General features: G+C 65.7%; 17 protein-coding genes. 14 read left to right on the top strand and 3 right to left on the bottom strand.

Annotated features, from left to right (window positions below; all coding sequences use genetic code 11):
• Positions 1 to 66: 66 nt before the first annotated feature.
• The 6 genes from leuC (at position 67) to ACS5PJ_RS03180 (ending at position 6,650) form a co-directional block, all read left to right on the top strand.
• Complete coding sequence (gene leuC / locus ACS5PJ_RS03205; RefSeq protein WP_439433453.1) at positions 67 to 1,521, top strand: 3-isopropylmalate dehydratase large subunit; 1,455 nt, start codon at positions 67 to 69, stop codon at positions 1,519 to 1,521.
• Positions 1,522 to 1,530: 9 nt separating this feature from the next.
• Entirely contained in the window at positions 1,531 to 2,133 is a 603-nt protein-coding gene (gene leuD, locus ACS5PJ_RS03200) for a 3-isopropylmalate dehydratase small subunit (RefSeq protein ID WP_439433452.1), read from the top strand.
• 213 nt (positions 2,134 to 2,346) lie between these two features.
• Positions 2,347 to 3,672: a UDP-N-acetylglucosamine 1-carboxyvinyltransferase gene (gene murA, locus ACS5PJ_RS03195; RefSeq protein WP_439433451.1), complete on the top strand. Its 1,326-nt coding sequence runs from the start codon at positions 2,347 to 2,349 to the stop codon at positions 3,670 to 3,672.
• Positions 3,673 to 3,682: 10 nt separating this feature from the next.
• Positions 3,683 to 4,450: a lysophospholipid acyltransferase family protein gene (locus ACS5PJ_RS03190; RefSeq protein WP_439433450.1), complete on the top strand. Its 768-nt coding sequence runs from the start codon at positions 3,683 to 3,685 to the stop codon at positions 4,448 to 4,450.
• A complete protein-coding gene (locus ACS5PJ_RS03185; protein ID WP_439433449.1) occupies positions 4,447 to 5,499 on the top strand; it encodes an NAD(P)H-dependent glycerol-3-phosphate dehydrogenase in 1,053 nt (350 codons plus the stop codon). The genes ACS5PJ_RS03190 and ACS5PJ_RS03185 overlap by 4 nt, the downstream gene beginning before the upstream one ends.
• A gap of 2 nt (positions 5,500 to 5,501) precedes the next feature.
• Positions 5,502 to 6,650 carry a D-alanine--D-alanine ligase family protein gene (locus ACS5PJ_RS03180; protein WP_439433448.1) on the top strand — a complete coding sequence of 383 codons (1,149 nt, stop codon included), beginning with the start codon at positions 5,502 to 5,504 and terminating at the stop codon, positions 6,648 to 6,650.
• A 36-nt stretch (positions 6,651 to 6,686) separates the two neighbouring features.
• Here the strand turns inward: ACS5PJ_RS03180 and ACS5PJ_RS03175 are convergent, their stop codons facing one another.
• The gene (locus tag ACS5PJ_RS03175) at positions 6,687 to 7,196 is read right to left on the bottom strand and encodes a DUF3515 family protein (RefSeq protein ID WP_439433447.1); all 510 of its coding nucleotides are present in this window, start codon (positions 7,194 to 7,196) and stop codon (positions 6,687 to 6,689) included.
• Positions 7,197 to 7,386: 190 nt separating this feature from the next.
• On the opposite strand from ACS5PJ_RS03175, the gene thiL reads away from it, so the two are divergent.
• From thiL to rsmD, 4 genes are read left to right on the top strand one after another with little or no spacing between them, the layout of a single operon-like run.
• Positions 7,387 to 8,337, top strand: a complete 951-nt coding sequence (thiL, locus tag ACS5PJ_RS03170) for a thiamine-phosphate kinase (protein WP_439433567.1) — start codon at positions 7,387 to 7,389, stop codon at positions 8,335 to 8,337.
• A gap of 22 nt (positions 8,338 to 8,359) precedes the next feature.
• The gene (locus ACS5PJ_RS03165; protein ID WP_439433446.1) at positions 8,360 to 9,355 is read left to right on the top strand and encodes a DAK2 domain-containing protein; all 996 of its coding nucleotides are present in this window, start codon (positions 8,360 to 8,362) and stop codon (positions 9,353 to 9,355) included.
• Positions 9,345 to 11,627: an ATP-dependent DNA helicase RecG gene (locus tag ACS5PJ_RS03160; protein ID WP_439433445.1), complete on the top strand. Its 2,283-nt coding sequence runs from the start codon at positions 9,345 to 9,347 to the stop codon at positions 11,625 to 11,627. Before ACS5PJ_RS03165 ends, ACS5PJ_RS03160 begins: the two co-directional genes overlap by 11 nt.
• Positions 11,628 to 11,636: 9 nt before the next feature.
• On the top strand, positions 11,637 to 12,260 hold the full coding sequence (gene rsmD, locus ACS5PJ_RS03155) for a 16S rRNA (guanine(966)-N(2))-methyltransferase RsmD (RefSeq protein ID WP_439433444.1): 624 nt from the start codon (positions 11,637 to 11,639) through the stop codon (positions 12,258 to 12,260).
• Positions 12,261 to 12,265: 5 nt separating this feature from the next.
• On the opposite strand, the gene ACS5PJ_RS03150 is transcribed toward rsmD, so the two are convergent.
• Positions 12,266 to 13,054: a spermidine synthase gene (locus tag ACS5PJ_RS03150; protein WP_439433443.1), complete on the bottom strand. Its 789-nt coding sequence runs from the start codon at positions 13,052 to 13,054 to the stop codon at positions 12,266 to 12,268.
• The gene (locus ACS5PJ_RS03145; protein ID WP_439433442.1) at positions 13,054 to 14,283 is read right to left on the bottom strand and encodes an aminotransferase class I/II-fold pyridoxal phosphate-dependent enzyme; all 1,230 of its coding nucleotides are present in this window, start codon (positions 14,281 to 14,283) and stop codon (positions 13,054 to 13,056) included. The genes ACS5PJ_RS03150 and ACS5PJ_RS03145 overlap by 1 nt, the downstream gene beginning before the upstream one ends.
• Positions 14,284 to 14,326: 43 nt before the next feature.
• On the opposite strand from ACS5PJ_RS03145, the gene coaD reads away from it, so the two are divergent.
• The 4 genes from coaD (at position 14,327) to rnc (ending at position 16,460) form a co-directional block, all read left to right on the top strand.
• The gene (coaD, locus tag ACS5PJ_RS03140) at positions 14,327 to 14,827 is read left to right on the top strand and encodes a pantetheine-phosphate adenylyltransferase (protein WP_439433441.1); all 501 of its coding nucleotides are present in this window, start codon (positions 14,327 to 14,329) and stop codon (positions 14,825 to 14,827) included.
• 127 nt (positions 14,828 to 14,954) lie between these two features.
• Positions 14,955 to 15,479, top strand: a complete 525-nt coding sequence (locus ACS5PJ_RS03135; RefSeq protein WP_439433440.1) for a YceD family protein — start codon at positions 14,955 to 14,957, stop codon at positions 15,477 to 15,479.
• 36 nt (positions 15,480 to 15,515) lie between these two features.
• Positions 15,516 to 15,719, top strand: coding sequence for a 50S ribosomal protein L32 (gene rpmF / locus ACS5PJ_RS03130; RefSeq protein WP_009356569.1), 204 nt, complete (start codon positions 15,516 to 15,518; stop codon positions 15,717 to 15,719).
• Positions 15,720 to 15,740: 21 nt separating this feature from the next.
• Complete coding sequence (rnc, locus tag ACS5PJ_RS03125) at positions 15,741 to 16,460, top strand: ribonuclease III (RefSeq protein ID WP_439433439.1); 720 nt, start codon at positions 15,741 to 15,743, stop codon at positions 16,458 to 16,460.

The following is a 16,460-nucleotide window of genomic DNA, read 5'->3' as shown; positions in this document are numbered from 1 at the left end:
GCGGATTGCAGTGCCGGGCTGATTCAGTGGACCTCAACAGCCAAACAGCAGTGAAGGGAGATGGCCGTGGCAAAGACACTGGCCGAGAAGGTCTGGGACGCACATGTGGTGCGCAAAGGCGACGGCGAAGGAGCCAATGCCCAGCCCGACCTCCTCTTCATCGACCTCCACCTGGTCCACGAGGTGACCTCCCCCCAGGCGTTCGAGGGACTGCGGCTTGCCGGCCGCCCGCTGCGCCGGCCGGACCTCACCATCGCCACGGAGGACCACAACACTCCCACGCTGGACATCGACAAACCCATTGCCGACCTCACCAGCCGGACCCAGATCCAGACGCTTCGAAACAACTGCGCGGAGTTCGGCGTCCGCCTGCATTCACTCGGCGATGCCGAGCAGGGGATCGTGCACGTTGTGGGCCCCCAGCTTGGCCTGACCCAGCCCGGCATGACAGTGGTTTGCGGTGACTCCCACACGTCCACGCACGGCGCGTTCGGTGCGCTGGCCATGGGCATCGGGACCTCCGAGGTGGAACACGTCATGGCCACCCAGACGCTGTCATTGAAGCCGTTCAAGACCATGGCCATCAACGTCGAAGGCACTCTCCGGCCCGGCGTCACCGCCAAGGACATCATCCTCGCCGTGATCGCCAAGATCGGCACCGGCGGTGGCCAGGGCTACGTCCTGGAGTACCGTGGCTCTGCGATTCGCGCGCTGTCCATGGAAGCCCGGATGACCATCTGCAACATGTCCATCGAGGCCGGCGCCCGTGCCGGCCTGGTGGCCCCGGACCAGACCACCTACGACTACATGTCCGGCCGCCCGCACGCTCCCCAGGGAGCGGACTGGGACGCCGCCGTCGAGTACTGGAACACCCTGAGGACCGACGACGACGCCACCTTCGACGTCGAAGTGGACCTGGATGCCGACACGCTGGAGCCGTTTGTCACCTGGGGCACGAACCCCGGCCAAGGCGTTTCGCTTTCTTCCTCGGTCCCGTCCCCGGACGACTTCGGCGACGAAAACGCCAAGGCCGCCGCTGAACGCGCCCTGACATACATGGGGCTCGAGGCGGGCACGCCCATGAAGGACATCCGGGTCGACACCGTTTTCCTGGGCTCGTGCACCAATTCGCGGATGGAGGACCTCCGCGCCGCCGCCGACATCATCCGCGGCCGGCAGAAGGACCCCAACATCCGGATGCTGGTGGTCCCTGGGTCGGCCCGCGTCCGGCTGGAGGCCGAGGCTGAAGGCCTGGACAAGGTCTTCAAGGACTTCGGCGCAGAGTGGCGCTTCGCCGGCTGCTCCATGTGCCTGGGCATGAACCCGGACCAGCTGGAGGTAGGGGAGCGCTGCGCGTCAACCTCCAACCGCAACTTCGAAGGCCGGCAGGGCAAGGGCGGGCGCACCCACCTCGTCTCGCCGGTGGTGGCAGCTGCCACCGCCATCCGCGGAACGCTTAGCTCGCCGTCGGACCTTGATCCGGCGCCCGAATCCGCCGCCATCCGCACCGACGCAGCCTAGGAGACCGCCATGGAAAAGTTCACCACCCACACCGGTATCGGCGTTCCGCTGCGCCAGAGCAACGTCGATACGGACCAGATCATCCCGGCCGTCTACCTCAAGCGGATCACCCGCACCGGCTTCGAGGATGCGCTGTTCTCCGCCTGGCGCAAGGATCCCGCCTTCATCCTGAACCAGGCGCCGTTCAACGCCGGCTCCGTTTTGGTGGCCGGACCGGATTTCGGCACCGGGTCTTCCCGTGAGCATGCCGTCTGGGCGCTGAAGGACTACGGCTTCAAGACCGTCCTGTCATCCCGTTTCGCGGATATTTTCCGCGGCAACTCCGGCAAGCAGGGTCTGTTGGCCGCTGAACTCGCCCAGGACGACATCGAGCTGATCTGGAAGGAACTCGAGAACGCGCCCGGCACAGAAGTCACCGTTGATCTGGTGTCCAAGACCGTGATCTGCGGGAACATTGTGGCGCCCTTCGAGATCGACGATTACACCCGCTGGCGCCTGCTCGAAGGCCTGGACGACATCGGCCTCACACTGCAGCACGAAGAGGACATCACCGCCTACGAGGCCACCCGCCCGTCCTTCATGCCCGCCACGCTCCCCGCCCGCCTTTCCTGAGCAGAACCAACCAACGCGGGGTCACTCCTCACCCAATGAAGTCGACTTATCGGGCCTGGAGTGACCCCGCGTTGCTTCTGTTACCGTCCGGTACGCCGGAGGAGAAACGACCGCGCCGGGCACGCCGTATTTCGGTTCGGTAACACGACCTCCTATGCTTAGCTGGAGCCTTTGCAAGGATTTTGGGGCGAGTAATCGTAAGGAAACCGGTATATGAGTAGTGTTCTGACAATCCGTGGCGGAGTCCCGCTGACAGGCCGCGTCACCGTCCGGGGGGCCAAGAACCTTGTCCCGAAGGCGATGGTGGCGGCACTGCTGGGCAATGAACCGTCGGTGTTGCGGAACGTCCCGGAGATCAAGGACGTAGAGGTTGTTACCTCGCTCCTGCAGCTCCACGGAGTGACGGTGGTCAAGGATGCCGTCAGCGGTGACCTGACCCTGGATCCGAAGGGGGCCAAGACCGCCCCGAGCACGGCGATCGACGCGCACGCCGGAGATTCCCGGATCCCCATCCTGCTGTGCGGACCACTGATCCACGCCATCGGCGAAGCCTTCATCCCGGACCTCGGCGGCTGCAAGATCGGCGACCGGCCCATCGACTACCACCTGAACGTGCTTCGCCAGTTCGGTGCGGTTGTGGAGAAGCGCCCCGGCGGCATCCACATCTCCGCCCCCAAAGGGCTGCAGGGCGCCAAAATCTCCCTGCCGTATCCTTCCGTCGGCGCAACCGAACAGGTACTGCTGAGCGCCACCCGTGCCGAGGGCATCACAGAGCTGTCCGGCGCTGCGACTGAGCCGGAGATCATCGACCTCATCGCCGTGCTGCAGAAAATGGGCGCCATCATCAGCGTCCAGACTGACCGCACCATCCGCATCGAAGGGGTCCGCGACCTCGGCGGCTACAACCACCGCGCCCTCTCGGACCGCAACGAATCGGCGTCGTGGGCCTCAGCTGCGCTCGTGACCCGCGGCGACATCTTCGTTGAGGGTGCTTCACAGCGGGACATGATGACATTCCTGAACACCTACCGGAAGGTGGGCGGCGGCATGGACATCGGCGAGGACGGAATCCGCTTCTACCACAAGGGCGGCAAGCTCAACCCGCTGGTCCTGGAAACGGACGTCCACCCCGGATTCATGACCGACTGGCAGCAGCCCCTCGTGGTGGCGCTGACCCAGGCCGAGGGTGTGTCGATTGTCCACGAGACCGTCTACGAGAACAGGTTCGGTTTCACCGACGCCCTGATCCGGATGGGCGCCAACATCCAGGTGCACCGGGAGTGCCTGGGCAGCGTGCCCTGCCGGTTCGGCCAGCGTAACTTCCTCCACTCGGCCGTCATCTCCGGGCCTACTCCGCTCAGGGGAACCGACATCGACGTCCCTGACCTGCGCGGCGGTTTCAGCCACCTGATCGCCGCCCTCGCGGCGACCGGCGTCTCCCGGGTAACGGGAATCGACATCATCAACCGTGGCTATGAGCGGTTCACCGAAAAGCTGGCCGGCCTCGGCGCCGATTTCGACATCACCTCGACAAAGTAGCGGTGGGCACGTGAAGGAAACGGCCAAAAGCCAGGCCACCCTCTTTATGGTTGCTGCCATTGTGCGCCCGCTGCTCAATGCCATGATGAACAAGAAGTGGGAGGGCCTGGAGAATCTGCCCGCTGGCGGTTTCATCGCCGCACCGAACCACTGCACCGAGATCGATCCGCTGATCGTGGGTCACGTGCTCTATAACAATCAGCGCCCGCCGCACTTCCTGGCCAAGTCCGGGTTGTTCAAGGTTCCCGTCCTGGGCTGGGTCCTGAGGGCCACCCGCCAGATCCCGGTGGAACGTTCGACGGCGGGGGCGAACCGCTCGCTGCAGCTCGCCCAGGAGATTGTGGCCGACGGCGGTGCCATCATCATCTATCCGGAGGGCACCCTCACCCGCGATCCCGACATGTGGCCGATGAAGGGCCATACAGGTGCAGCCCGGCTGGCCCTTGAAGGGGGGATCCCCGTGGTTCCGATCGCCCATTGGGGTGCCCATGAGGTCTTCCCGCGCTATGCGAAGCGGTTCTACCTGTTCCCGCGCAAGACCTCCCGGGTAGTGGTGGGAAAGCCCGTTGACCTGAGTGCGTTTGCCGGGCGGCCCCTGGACAAAGCCACACTGACCGGGGCAACCGATGCGATCATGGATGCCGTAACCGGGTTGCTGGCCGGCCTGCGCAATGAGGAGCCGCCTGCACAGCGCTGGGACCCTTCGCAGCAAAACCAGGACGCACGCGGCCGCATCCGGGGCCGTGGGAAGCCTGACGGCGCTGCTGATGCCACATGACCACTGACGGAGCCAGCCAGGGTTCAGCCCGGTCCGTCGCTGTCCTGGGAGCCGGTTCCTGGGGAACCACGTTCGCCAAGATCCTTGCCGATGCAGCCGCTGCCGCCGGGGACCAACGGAGCATCCGGCTGTGGGGCCGGCGCAGCGAAGTGGTGGAGCAGATCAACACCTCCCACCGGAACGTCCAGTACCTCAAAGACATCCCGCTGCCGTCCAGCATCACCGCGTCCACCGACGTAGCTGAAGTGCTCGCCGGTGCGGACCTGGTGGTCCTGGCCGTGCCCGCCCAGTCCCTCAGGCTGCAGCTGCGCGAATGGAAGCCGCTGATCTCCCCACATGCCGTGGTTGTTTCGCTGATGAAGGGACTGGAGCTCGGCACGGACTCCCGGATGAGCGAAGTCATCAGCGAGGAACTGGGGATTCCGGCGGACCGCATCGCGGTGGTGTCCGGTCCCAACCTCGCCATGGAGATTGCCCGCGAAGAGCCCACTGCTTCTGTTGTGGCCTGTTCCGATGCCGCAGCCGCGGGCTGGATTGCCCGGAGCTGCACGGCGCCTTACTTCCGCCCGTACACAACGGCGGACGTCGTGGGCGTAGAGATCGGCGGCATCGTCAAGAACGTCATTGCCCTGGCGGTCGGCATCTGTGAGGGGAAACAGATGGGGGACAACACCAAGGCCTCCGTGATCACCAGGGGGCTGGCTGAAACCTCCAGGCTCGCTCTTGCCCTGGGCGGGGACGCCCGGACCATGGCCGGATTGGCCGGTCTGGGGGACCTCGTGGCAACCTGTTCCTCACCGCTGTCCCGGAACCACACGGCCGGACGGCTGCTGGGTGAGGGACTCACGCTCGATGAGCTGGCCCTGAAGATGACCCAGACGGCCGAAGGGATAAAATCCGGGCCGGCTGTCCATGAACTCGCCGGCAAGCTGGGCGTCGACATGCCCATCACCGCTGCCGTCGTTGCCGTACTGGCCGGCAAACTTTCCGTAGACCAACTGGGGCCGCTGCTGCTGGCCCGGGACCTGAAACCCGAAGGCGATTACTGACGATGTCCGATGAAAACCTGACTGCAACGGACTCTGCCCCCCGGGCCAAACCCCGGGTGGCCGTGCTCTTCGGCGGACGGTCCAGCGAGCATTCTGTGAGCTGCGTGACCGCCGCCGGTGTGCTGGGCGCGATCAACAGAGACAAGTACGAAGTCATCCCCATCGGCATCGCCAAGTCCGGGCAATGGGTGCTGGCTGCGGGGGACACTGCCCAGTGGTCCTTGTCCGCTTCCGCACTGCCCGAGGTCCAGCCGTCGTCCGAAACGGTCACCCTGGCGGAGATCGGCGGAGAGCACCAGCTCATTGTTGCCTCCCCGAACGCGGTACCGCAGGAACTGGGCACCGTTGACGTGGTGTTCCCGCTGCTCCACGGGCCATTTGGCGAAGACGGCACCATCCAGGGGCTCCTGGAACTGTCCGACACCCGCTACGTTGGCGCCGGAGTCCTTGCATCTGCCGTTGGTATGGACAAGCACTATATGAAGGTTGTTTTTGAGGCAGCCGGTCTGCACGTGGGGCCTTACATCGCCGTCACGGACCGCCAGTGGGTCAAGGACGCGGAATCGGTGCGCAAGCAGGTGGACCGACTCGGCTTCCCGGTATTCGTCAAGCCGGCGCGGGCCGGCTCCTCAATGGGAATCTCCAAAGTCGATTCGCTCGAAGAGCTGGATGCGGCCATCTGGGAAGCCCGCCGCCACGACCTCAAGCTGGTCATCGAGGCAGGGATCGTGGGACGCGAAATTGAGTGCGCCGTTCTGGAGGGCCGCGGGACCGATTCTCCCCGGACGTCGATGCCGGGCGAAATTTCCGTTGCCGCCGGCAGCCATGAATTCTACGACTTCAACGCGAAGTACGTTGAAGACGACGCCGCCGCGCTGAGCTGCCCCGCCGATCTCCCGGAGGAAGCCATCGCCCGTGTGCGGGAGCTTGCTGCGGCGGCGTTCGATGCTGTCGGAGCCGAAGGCCTCAGCCGCGTGGACTTCTTCTATACCGCTGAGGGCGAGCTGATCATCAACGAGATCAACACCATGCCGGGGTTTACGCCCAAAAGCATGTATCCGCAGATGTGGGCAGCGTCCGGGCTGGACTACGCGGACCTTATCGATGAGCTGATCTACCTCGCACTGCACCGGAAGACGGGCCTGCGCTAACGCACTTCAGGGGACCGCCGGCCTGCCTGAGGGGACCTATTTGCTCGTGGGCAGGTTCTGCAGTTCCTCCTGGCCCACGCAGTCGCGGGTGGCCGGAACCTTGGAGGCCGCGGCCGAGAGGTCAGCCAGGACCGTAGCGGAACTGATCGCCTCCTGGTCCTTCGTGAGGAGGATCTCGGTGGCGGGTTCGCGGCCAAAAGTTGTCAGGGTCCAGGCTGCGTCCCCTTCCTTGATGACCCAGTCCACGCCGTTCACGCTGACGCAGCGGTCCGTCGTCGGGCCCGGAACGTTGACGCCGCAGCGCAGGATCACCCGGGACGGATCGCCCCACGCGGCGGTCGCCTGGCTGTTGGTCTTGCGCAGCGCCGCGTCGCCGATGGCATCAGGCAGGGCCACCATCATGGGCGCGCAGGCAGGGTTGGCTGCGTCGGCCGCCGGTGCCACATCCACCACGGGGGAACAGGCGGCCAGGCAGGCTCCGGTCAGAGCGGTGGTCAGCAGGATCCCGGACACGCGGACAGGCAAAGGCAAACGGGGACGGTGCATCCAACAAGCCTAGTGCCGCTGCCGTGTGCCGCCGAACCCGGCCGCCGCCGGGCCGGGGCCGCGGAACAGCAATGTCGGCCAGCCGTTGTAGCGTAGGGGCGTGCGTGAAAATCCCTTGACAGAACAGCCCCTGACCGTTGCGGGGCTCTCCGAATCCGAGTTGCTCACCCGCATCTTTCCAAGGCTGGAAATGGGCGGGGACCACGGTGCCTCAACGCTGCTGGGTCCGGGGGACGACGCCGCAATCGTCTCCACTCCGGACGGCAGGACGCTGATCAGCATCGATACGCAGGTGCAGGATCAGGACTTCCGGCTCAGGTGGACCAACGGGTACCGCACAACGGGCTTCGACGTCGGGTGGAAGGCTGCCGCCCAAAACCTCAGTGACATCAACGCCATGGGTGCCACAGCCACCTCCATGGTGGTGAGCCTCACTCTGCCGCCGGAGACGCCGGTCAGTTGGGTGGAGGACCTTGCCAGCGGCCTGGCCGCGGCGATCCGGGACCTGGGGGCCATCAACTGTTCGGTGGCAGGTGGGGACCTTGGCCGCGGCCGGGAGATCTCCGTGACGGTGGCCGTGCTCGGCACCCTCGCAGGCGGAAACGCCGTGCTCCGCTCCGGTGCCCGCGCGGGGGATGTGCTGGCGCTGGCCGGGACGGTGGGCAGGGCCGCCGCCGGACTTGCCCTCCTGGAATCGGAATGGGACGCCGGTGCACTTGCCGTGGAGCAGCGCGAACTGCTGGACGTGCAGTGCCGGCCGCGGCCACCGCTGGCAGCCGGTCCCCTGGCGAGGGCCACCGGGGCTACGGCCATGATGGACATTTCTGACGGACTGGTCCGGGACGGAACCCGGCTGGCCGTGGCCAGCAATGCCGTCCTTGACCTGAACCAGGCGGACCTGGACCGGCTGGCGGAAAGCCTCAGGCCGGCGTCGGACCTTTTGCTGGTGGACCCTATGGCCTGGGTCCTGGGCGGGGGAGAAGACCACGGACTGCTGGCCACATTCCCCCCTGACGTTCAGCTGCCTCCCGGATTCACTGCGATAGGCTCAGTACAAGCCCCGGGAATCAACTCCGGCCCGGGCGTTACGATTGCGGGCCACGCCGCTGGTACCCGGGGATGGGATCACTTTGCAGAATAAGGTTGCCGCCAACGCGCAAGCGATGAAGCGATGGTTGGACAAAGCCGAAACGGCCATTGGCAACCATAGCGACCGCCTTAACGCCATCAACATCTTTCCCGTGGCCGACGGTGACACGGGAACCAACCTTTACCTCACGGTCCGGGCAGCCGCCCGTGCCCTGCACACCGACGCGGCGGGCCAGCCCGACGCCGGCCAAGGGGATGTCGGGATGGTCCTGGCCCGCGCCGGCCGGGCTGCCATGGAGCAGGCCCGGGGTAACTCCGGAACGCTTTTCTCGGTCTTTCTCTGCGCCGCGGCCGAGCCGTTGGCAGGTCACCCGCGGCTGACCTCTACCCTCCTGGCCGCTGCCCTGAACCGCGCCCAGATCCGCGCCTGGTCTGCATTGAGCGACCCGGTACCCGGCACCATGCTCTCGGTGATGGAAGCTGCCGCCCGTGCCGCTGCCGAGGTGGACAGCGGAAATAACGGCGACCACAGCAACCACGCCCTGGGCCTTGCCCTGGATGCCGCGGTGAACGGCGCCCTGGCAGCGGTGGTGAACACGGAAGGCCAATTGCCTGCCCTTGAGGCAGCCCACGTTGTCGATGCCGGGGGCGTCGGCATGCTCCTCATTCTGGATTGCCTCCGTTCAGCCGTGATGGGCGGCGAACTCCAGGGCGAACTCCTGGACGGTCTGCACGGCTACGACGTCCAGGATCCCCACATCCACACTGACCTGCCCGACGACGACGGTGTTGAGGTCATGTGCACCATCAGCCTTTCCCCGCTCAGCGCGGCCACGCTCAGGCAGCGGCTGGACGAGATCGGCGATTCGGTCATCATGAGCCAGGTGGACAGCTCGGCCGGCACCGACGGTGCCTACCGTTGGCGCGTTCACGTCCACGTCCCCGATGCGGATCCCGCCGTCGCGCTGATCCGTTCCCTGGGCGAGCCCAGCGACATTTCCGTGAGCCAGCTCGCCCTGGCCCGTGACCCCGAACCGGCTCCGGCGAACTCCAGCGGGCATGAACGCTGACCTGGACGTTGCCCTTGAACGCCGGATCGGAAAGCGTTCCGCGGCAGTCATAGAGAAGAACCTTGGGCTGACCACAGTCGGGGGGCTGCTGAACTACTTTCCCCGGCGTTACCTGAACCGCGGGGAACTGACCCCCATCAGCGAATTGCCCCTGGACGAGGAGGTCACGCTTTTCGCGCGGGTCCTCTCCAACAGCACCCGCACAATGCACACACGCCGGGGTTCCATTACCGACGTCGTTATCACGGACGATCCCGAATCGCACGGGCGCCCGCGGCTGTCGGCGGTCGGGCCCGGCACCGGGCACGGGACCCTGAAAATTACCTTCTTCAGCAGCCACCGGGCCAAGGCCCAGCTTCTGCCCGGCCGGCGGGTGATGTTCTCCGGAAAAGTGACCAGGTACGGCTCCTCACTGGGCCTGACCAACCCGGATTTCGACCTCCTGGATGAGGACCCGGATATGCCGGACATGGATCCAGCCACGCTGGCGGCCATCCCCATTCCGGTGTATCCCGCAACCAACAAGCTCAGCAGCTGGTCCATCCAAAAAGTCATCGCCACGCTCCTGGAAACCGTGGACCTGGAGTCCCTGGCGGACCCGCTGCCGGAATCGGTGGTCCGCCGGGAGAAGTTCCTGCCCGTCGCCGACGCGTACCGGCTCATCCACAAGCCCGGGACGCAGGCTGACTGGCAGCGGGCCCAGGACCGCCTCCGCTATCAGGAAGCCCTGGTCCTGCAGGCGGCACTGGCCCGGCGCCGCGCCCAGCTCGCCGCGGAGGAAGCCACTGCCCGGCGTCCATCCGCCGGCGGGCTGCTGGCAGCGTTCGATCAGCAGCTTCCCTTTACGCTCACGGCCGGGCAGTCAGCTGTGGGAAAGACCCTGGCCGCCGAACTGGCGCAGGACAGCCCCATGAACCGGCTGCTGCAGGGAGAAGTCGGCTCGGGCAAGACGATCGTCGCGCTGCGGGCCATGCTGCAGGTGGTGGATGCGGGCGGACAAGCAGCTTTGCTGGCGCCCACCGAAGTTCTGGCGGCCCAGCACTTCGACTCCATCCGCCGGACCCTGGGGGTCTTGTCGCGGGACCCCATGCTGGCCCGGGACGGTTTGCTGGGCGGCCTGGCCGGGGACGCCGTCCAGGTCAGCCTGCTCACGGGCTCCATGCCCGCTGCGGCCCGCAAACGTGCCCTGCTGGACGCCGCTTCCGGCGAGACCGGGATCGTGATCGGGACGCACGCGCTGCTCAGCGACAACGTCTCCTTCTACGACCTCGGCCTGATCGTGGTGGACGAGCAGCACCGCTTCGGCGTGGAACAGCGTGATCTCCTGAGATCCAAGGCCAGCAAACCGCCGCACCTGCTGGTCATGACGGCCACCCCGATTCCCCGGACTGTGGCCATGACCGTCTTTGGGGACCTGGAAACCTCAGTGCTGGACGAGCTTCCTGCCGGCCGGGCGCCGATCTCCACCCACGTGGTGGGGCTGGCCGAGAACCCGGGCTGGGCTGACCGCATCTGGTCGCGGTCCCGGGAGGAGATCGACTCCGGGCACCAGGTGTTTGTGGTGTGCCCCAGGATCGGAACGGACGACGACGGCGACTTCAGTCCCGGTGAGGCGGAACCGTCCGCGGCTGACCTGGAAAGCGGCGGCAACGAGCGCGAACTCGCATCGGTAACAGCCGTCGTCGAACATCTCCAGCAGGAGCCGGCGCTGGCCGGCGTCCCGCTGGCGCCGCTGCACGGCCGTCAGGAGACGGCCGTGAAATCGGCGGCGATGGCCGACTTCACGGCCAACAGGATCAAGCTCCTGGTCTCCACCACCGTCATTGAAGTGGGAGTGGACGTCCCCAACGCCACCCTCATGGTCATTCTCGACGCCGACCGTTTCGGCATTTCCCAGTTGCACCAGCTGCGTGGCCGGGTAGGCCGCGGCGGGCTGAACGGAACGTGCCTGCTGGTAACCAGCCTCGAACCCGGGCACCCCAGCCGGCGCAGGCTGGACGCCGTGGCAGCCACCACCGACGGCTTCGAACTCTCCCAGGAAGACCTCAAGCTCAGGCGCGAGGGCGACATCCTGGGGGCGTCCCAGTCAGGCGGCCGCTCCACGCTGAAATTGCTGCGCGTCCTTGAACACGAGGATATTATTGCCCGCGCCAGGGCGGACGCGCAGGCAATCGTCGGCAAGGACCCTTCGTTGGCGCAGCATCCGCTGCTCGCTGCGGCCATTGACGAGTACCTCAACCCCGAGAAGGAGGCGTTCCTTGAACGCGGATAGCAGGAGGCCATGAGCCGGATCATCGCGGGCGCCGCCGGCGGAACCCCGCTGGCGAATGTTCCCGGGTCCCTCACCAGGCCCACCACGGACCGGGTCAAGGAGGCACTGTTTTCCCGCCTCGACGCCTTCGGTGTGATCGCCGGGGCCCGCGTCCTGGACCTCTACGCAGGCTCCGGCGCGTTGGGAGCCGAGAGCGGCAGCAGGGGAGCCGGCACCGTGGACCTTGTGGAATTCGATGCCAAAGCCAGTGCCGTGTGCCAACGAAACGCCGACCTCGTGAACGGCCTGCTGGGGCGTAAAGTCGTGACGGTCCACCGGTCGAAGGTGGAGTCATTCCTTGAGCGTGCGGAGGACGCCGCCAGCTGGGACCTTGTCTTCCTGGACCCTCCGTATCCGCTGGACGAGCCCGCGTTGTCAGCGGTGCTGGGCAAACTCGCGGACCACCTCGCGCCGGCGGCATTGGTGGTGGTGGAACGGTCCTCCCGTTCGCCGGAGCCTGGCTGGCCCGCGGGCGTGGAGCGTTTTGCCGAGAAGAAATACGGCGAAACCCGGTTGTGGTTCGCCGAGCCTGCCGTGCCGGATGCCATCGGGCCGGACACAGTCCTTGACGGGCAGGAGCCAGGCCGGCCGTAGCGGGCTCAGCCTGACAACACGTCCAGGTCGACGCCGGCAAGAACCTTTGCCGGGTGGGGCCCCCGCGCCGTCAACTCGGCTGTCCATGCCTCAGGCCACCTTGCCTGCGTTCCGGCAAGGATGATGTTGCCGGGGTAGCGGCCCTCGAACATGCCGGTTTCGGCGAAGGCGGCCACGTCCGTCATCGCAGAGCGCATGGCAGCGGCCTGGCTTCGCACCAGTGTCAGGGCCGGCTCGTCGCCCACATTGACGATGAGCACCCCCTCCGGCGCCAGGCGCGCCCGCGCCTCCTGGTAGAACTCCGTGCAGGCGATGTGCGCCGGAGCCTCCGGTCCCGAGAAGATGTCCAGGATGACGACGTCGAACCGGAGTCCTGCGCCGACGTCGGCCAGGGTGTTCCGGGCGTCGCCTATGACGGTGTGCAGGTCCGTCCCGTCGGGCAGTGGCAGTTGCTGGAGGACGAAGTCGAGCAACTCCCGTTCCAGTTCCACCGCGTACTGCACCGACCCGGGCCTCGTCGCCTGGATGTAGCGGGCCAGGGTCAGCGCTCCAGCGCCCAGGTGCAGGGCTGTGATCGGCCGGCCTGCGGGGGCGGCGAGGTCCACGAGGTGGCCGATCCGCCGGAGGTATTCGTAGAAGATCTCTTCCGGGTGCGCGAGGTTGACGTGCGACTGCTCCGCCCCGCCGATGCTCAGGACATAGGCGCCGGAGGTGAAGGAGTCGGGATCAATGGCTGCGTGCTGTCCCGTGGTCCGCAGGAACCTGGTGGCACGCGGGTTGCCGGCATCGGCCATCAGAGTTTTCCGCTGAGGGTCGCCAGGCGTGCTGCCGCCTCTTCGAGGACTTCGACCTTCTTGCAGAAGGCGAACCTGAGCAGGCTGCGGGTGCGTTCCGCGCCGGCCGGGTGGCAAAACACCGGGACGGGAATCGCGGCCACCCCGACCAGCGCGGGCAGCCTCCGGGCCAGGTCCACCGAATCGCGGATACCCAGGGGCGCCGTGTCCACGTTGACGAAATAGGTGCCCTGCGGCGTAAAAACATCGAAACCGGCGGCCCGGAGCCCTTCGCTGAGGATGTCGCGCTTCTCCCGAAGCGTTGCCGCAATACCGTGGTAAAACGCGTCCGGGAGGCCCAGGCCTGTGGCGATGGCTGCCTGGAAGGGCGTGCCCGAACTGTAGGTCAGGAACTGCTTGACGGTGCGGACCGCGGCGACGAGGTGTTCCGGGCCTGTCAGCCAGCCGATCTTCCAGCCGGTGAAGGAAAAGGTCTTACCAGCCGACGAGATGGTGATGGTCCGTTCGGCGGCACCGGGCAGGGTGGCCACCGGAATGTGGTCCGCACCGAAGGTGAGGTGCTCGTACACCTCGTCGGTGATGATGAGGCAGTCGTGCCGCCGGGCGAGTTCGACGACGCGCTGAAGAATCTCCCGGGGAAAGACAGCGCCGGTGGGATTGTGCGGATTGTTCAGCAGCACCACCCGGGTGCGGTCCGTGAAGGCTGCCTCGAGGGCGGCCAGGTCCGGGAAGAAGTCGGGAGCCAGCAGGGGAGCAGTGACATGCGTGGCTCCCGATAGCCCGATGACAGCGCCGTAGGAGTCATAGAAGGGCTCGAAGGTCAGCACCTCATCGCCGGGAGCCGCGAAAGCCAGCAGAGCCGCCGCGAGGCCCTCCGTGGCGCCGGTGGTGATGATGACCTCTGTCTGCGGGTCAGGGGCCAGCCCATAGAACCGCTCCTGGTGGACAGCTACAGCCTCACGCAGTTCGAGGATGCCTTTGCCCGGAGCATACTGGTTGGCACCGGCGTCGATGGCGGCCATCGCCGCCGCCTTGATGACCGCCGGTCCGTCTTCGTCCGGAAAGCCTTGTCCCAGGTTGATGGCGCCGGTCTTAGCCGCCAGTGTGGTCATCTCCTCGAAGATGGTGACGCCCAGCTGTCCGGCGGATCCCAGGAGGTTGGCGCCGGCGGCCGCGCGCTGCCATGGAGCCGGTCCGGCAGGTTGGAAAGGTTCCCGCGGTGGATGCATCCCGTCATGGTATCGCGGCCGTCGGATGCGGTAGGTTCGGTGCATGAGACGCGCTGTCTGCCCCGGATCCTTTGACCCCATTCACAACGGTCATCTCGAGGTTATCGCCCGCGCGGCGGGCCTCTTCGATGAAGTGATCGTGGCGGTGTCCACCAATTATGCGAAGAAGTACATGTTCAGCCTGGGGGACCGCATCGAGATGGCACGGGAAACGCTTGCCTCGCTCAAGGGCATCGTGGTGGAGCCCGTTGGGGACGGTCTGCTGGCCGAGTATTGCCGCCAGCGTGGAGTCTCGGCAATAGTGAAGGGCCTCCGTTCCTCGTCGGACTTCGACTACGAACTCCCCATGGCCACCATGAACCGCCAGCTCAGCGGCGTGGAAACAGTCTTCCTGCCCGCAGAGGCGCACTACCTCCATTTGTCGTCCACCCTGATCAAGGAAGTGGCGGGGCTGGGCGGCAGCGTCTCCGATTATGTGCCGCGCTCTGTGCAAAAGCGGATGCTCGCTGGCGGGTCTGCGCCGGAACAGCCGCACAGAGGGTAGGCTTGTGGCGGTACTTTCGACGGGCCGTCCGTCGCCTGGTTTGAGTCCCTACGGTTCTTCAGGCTAAGATGGTACGTCGGTCATATGTTCAACAGGAGTTCTCATTAAACGAGATGCTAGTTCGCCCTTGGCGTTCGACGTCAAGGACCTCGGGCGCAGCCCGGGAAGTATGCGGACACTGACGGAACATGTACCCGCACCAAGCGATCTTGGTGTGGCGCTCATTGGCGTGCAGGAAGGCTCGGACATCGGGCTGGATCTGAGGCTTGAGGCCGTACACGAAGGAATCCTGGTATCAGGAACCGCAAACGCCCGGGTAACCGGCGAGTGCGGCCGATGCCTGGATCCCCTTGCGTATGACCTCGAGGTCAATGTGCAGGAACTTTTCTTCTATGAAGGCGTACTGCTTTCGGATGAAGAAGACGATGAAGAGCAACGTCGAGTCGAGCACGATCTTATCGATCTTGAACCGGTGTTGCGGGACGCAGTTGTAACCATGCTGCCGTTCCAGCCGGTGTGCCGGGAAGACTGCCAGGGCCTTTGTTCCGAATGCGGAATTCGCCTGGAAGACGAGCCGGGGCATCACCACGAGGTCCTGGATCCTCGCTGGGCTGCCCTAGCCGACATGGCTAAGCCTGACCGGCAAAACTGATTTGTACGTGTTTGTCTAGAGAGAAATGAGTTAGCCGTGGCTGTCCCGAAGCGGAAAATGTCTCGCTCGAATACCCGCGCCCGCCGCTCCCAGTGGAAGGCAACTGCCCCCCACCTGGTGAAGACCGTAGAGAACGGCCAGGTTACTTACAGCCTGCCGCACCAGGCAAAGGTCGTTACCGACTCGGCTGGCACTGCGCTGTTCCTTGAGTACAAGGGACGCAAGGTCGCAGACGTCTAATCGGCCCCTACGGCTGAGATGATGTCTTCAACTGAAGAGCTTCTGAAGCGTCTCGGTGTCTCTATTGACGCCGGGACGCTTCGTCTTGCGCTCACACACCGGTCCTACGCCTACGAAAACGGCGGTATCCCCACGAACGAGCGTCTCGAGTTCCTGGGTGATTCCATCCTGGGCTTCTCGGTTACGGATGCCCTGTACAAGGACAACCCCACGCTCCCTGAGGGTGATTTGGCCAAGCGACGTTCCGCTGTGGTCAGCACGCGCGCCCTCGCAGGCATCGGCCGGAGCCTGGGCATCGGGGAGTTTATCTACCTCGGCCAAGGCGAAAAGCTGACCGAAGGCAAGAACAAGGCCTCCATCCTGGCCGACACCATGGAGGCGCTGATCGGCGCCACCTACGTCTCGAACGACATCGAGACCGCACGCCAGCTGGTCATGCGCCTGATCGGGCCGCTCTTGAAGGATGCCGCCGCTCTTGGGGCCGGCACCGACTGGAAGACCAGCATCCAGGAACTCGCGGCCAGCCGGCAGCTCGGAACCATCCACTACGCAGTGGAAGGAGCCGGGCCAGACCACGCCCGGACCTTCACGGCTGTCCTGAACATCGGCGGCACGGCGTACGGCAACGGATCCGGCCACTCCAAGAAGGAAGCGGAGCAGGAAGCCGCCGCTGACGCCTGGCGGGCACTCTCCGGAACCGTTGGATCAATGGAAGCCGGCGGGTCCGCCGCCGGCGCCTAA

This window comes from Pseudarthrobacter cremeus, from assembly GCF_051857465.1.
In the GTDB taxonomy this organism is placed as follows: Bacteria; Actinomycetota; Actinomycetes; order Actinomycetales; family Micrococcaceae; genus Arthrobacter.
Note: the sequence above shows the minus strand (reverse complement) of the source record. Positions and strands in the feature narration are given on the sequence as shown.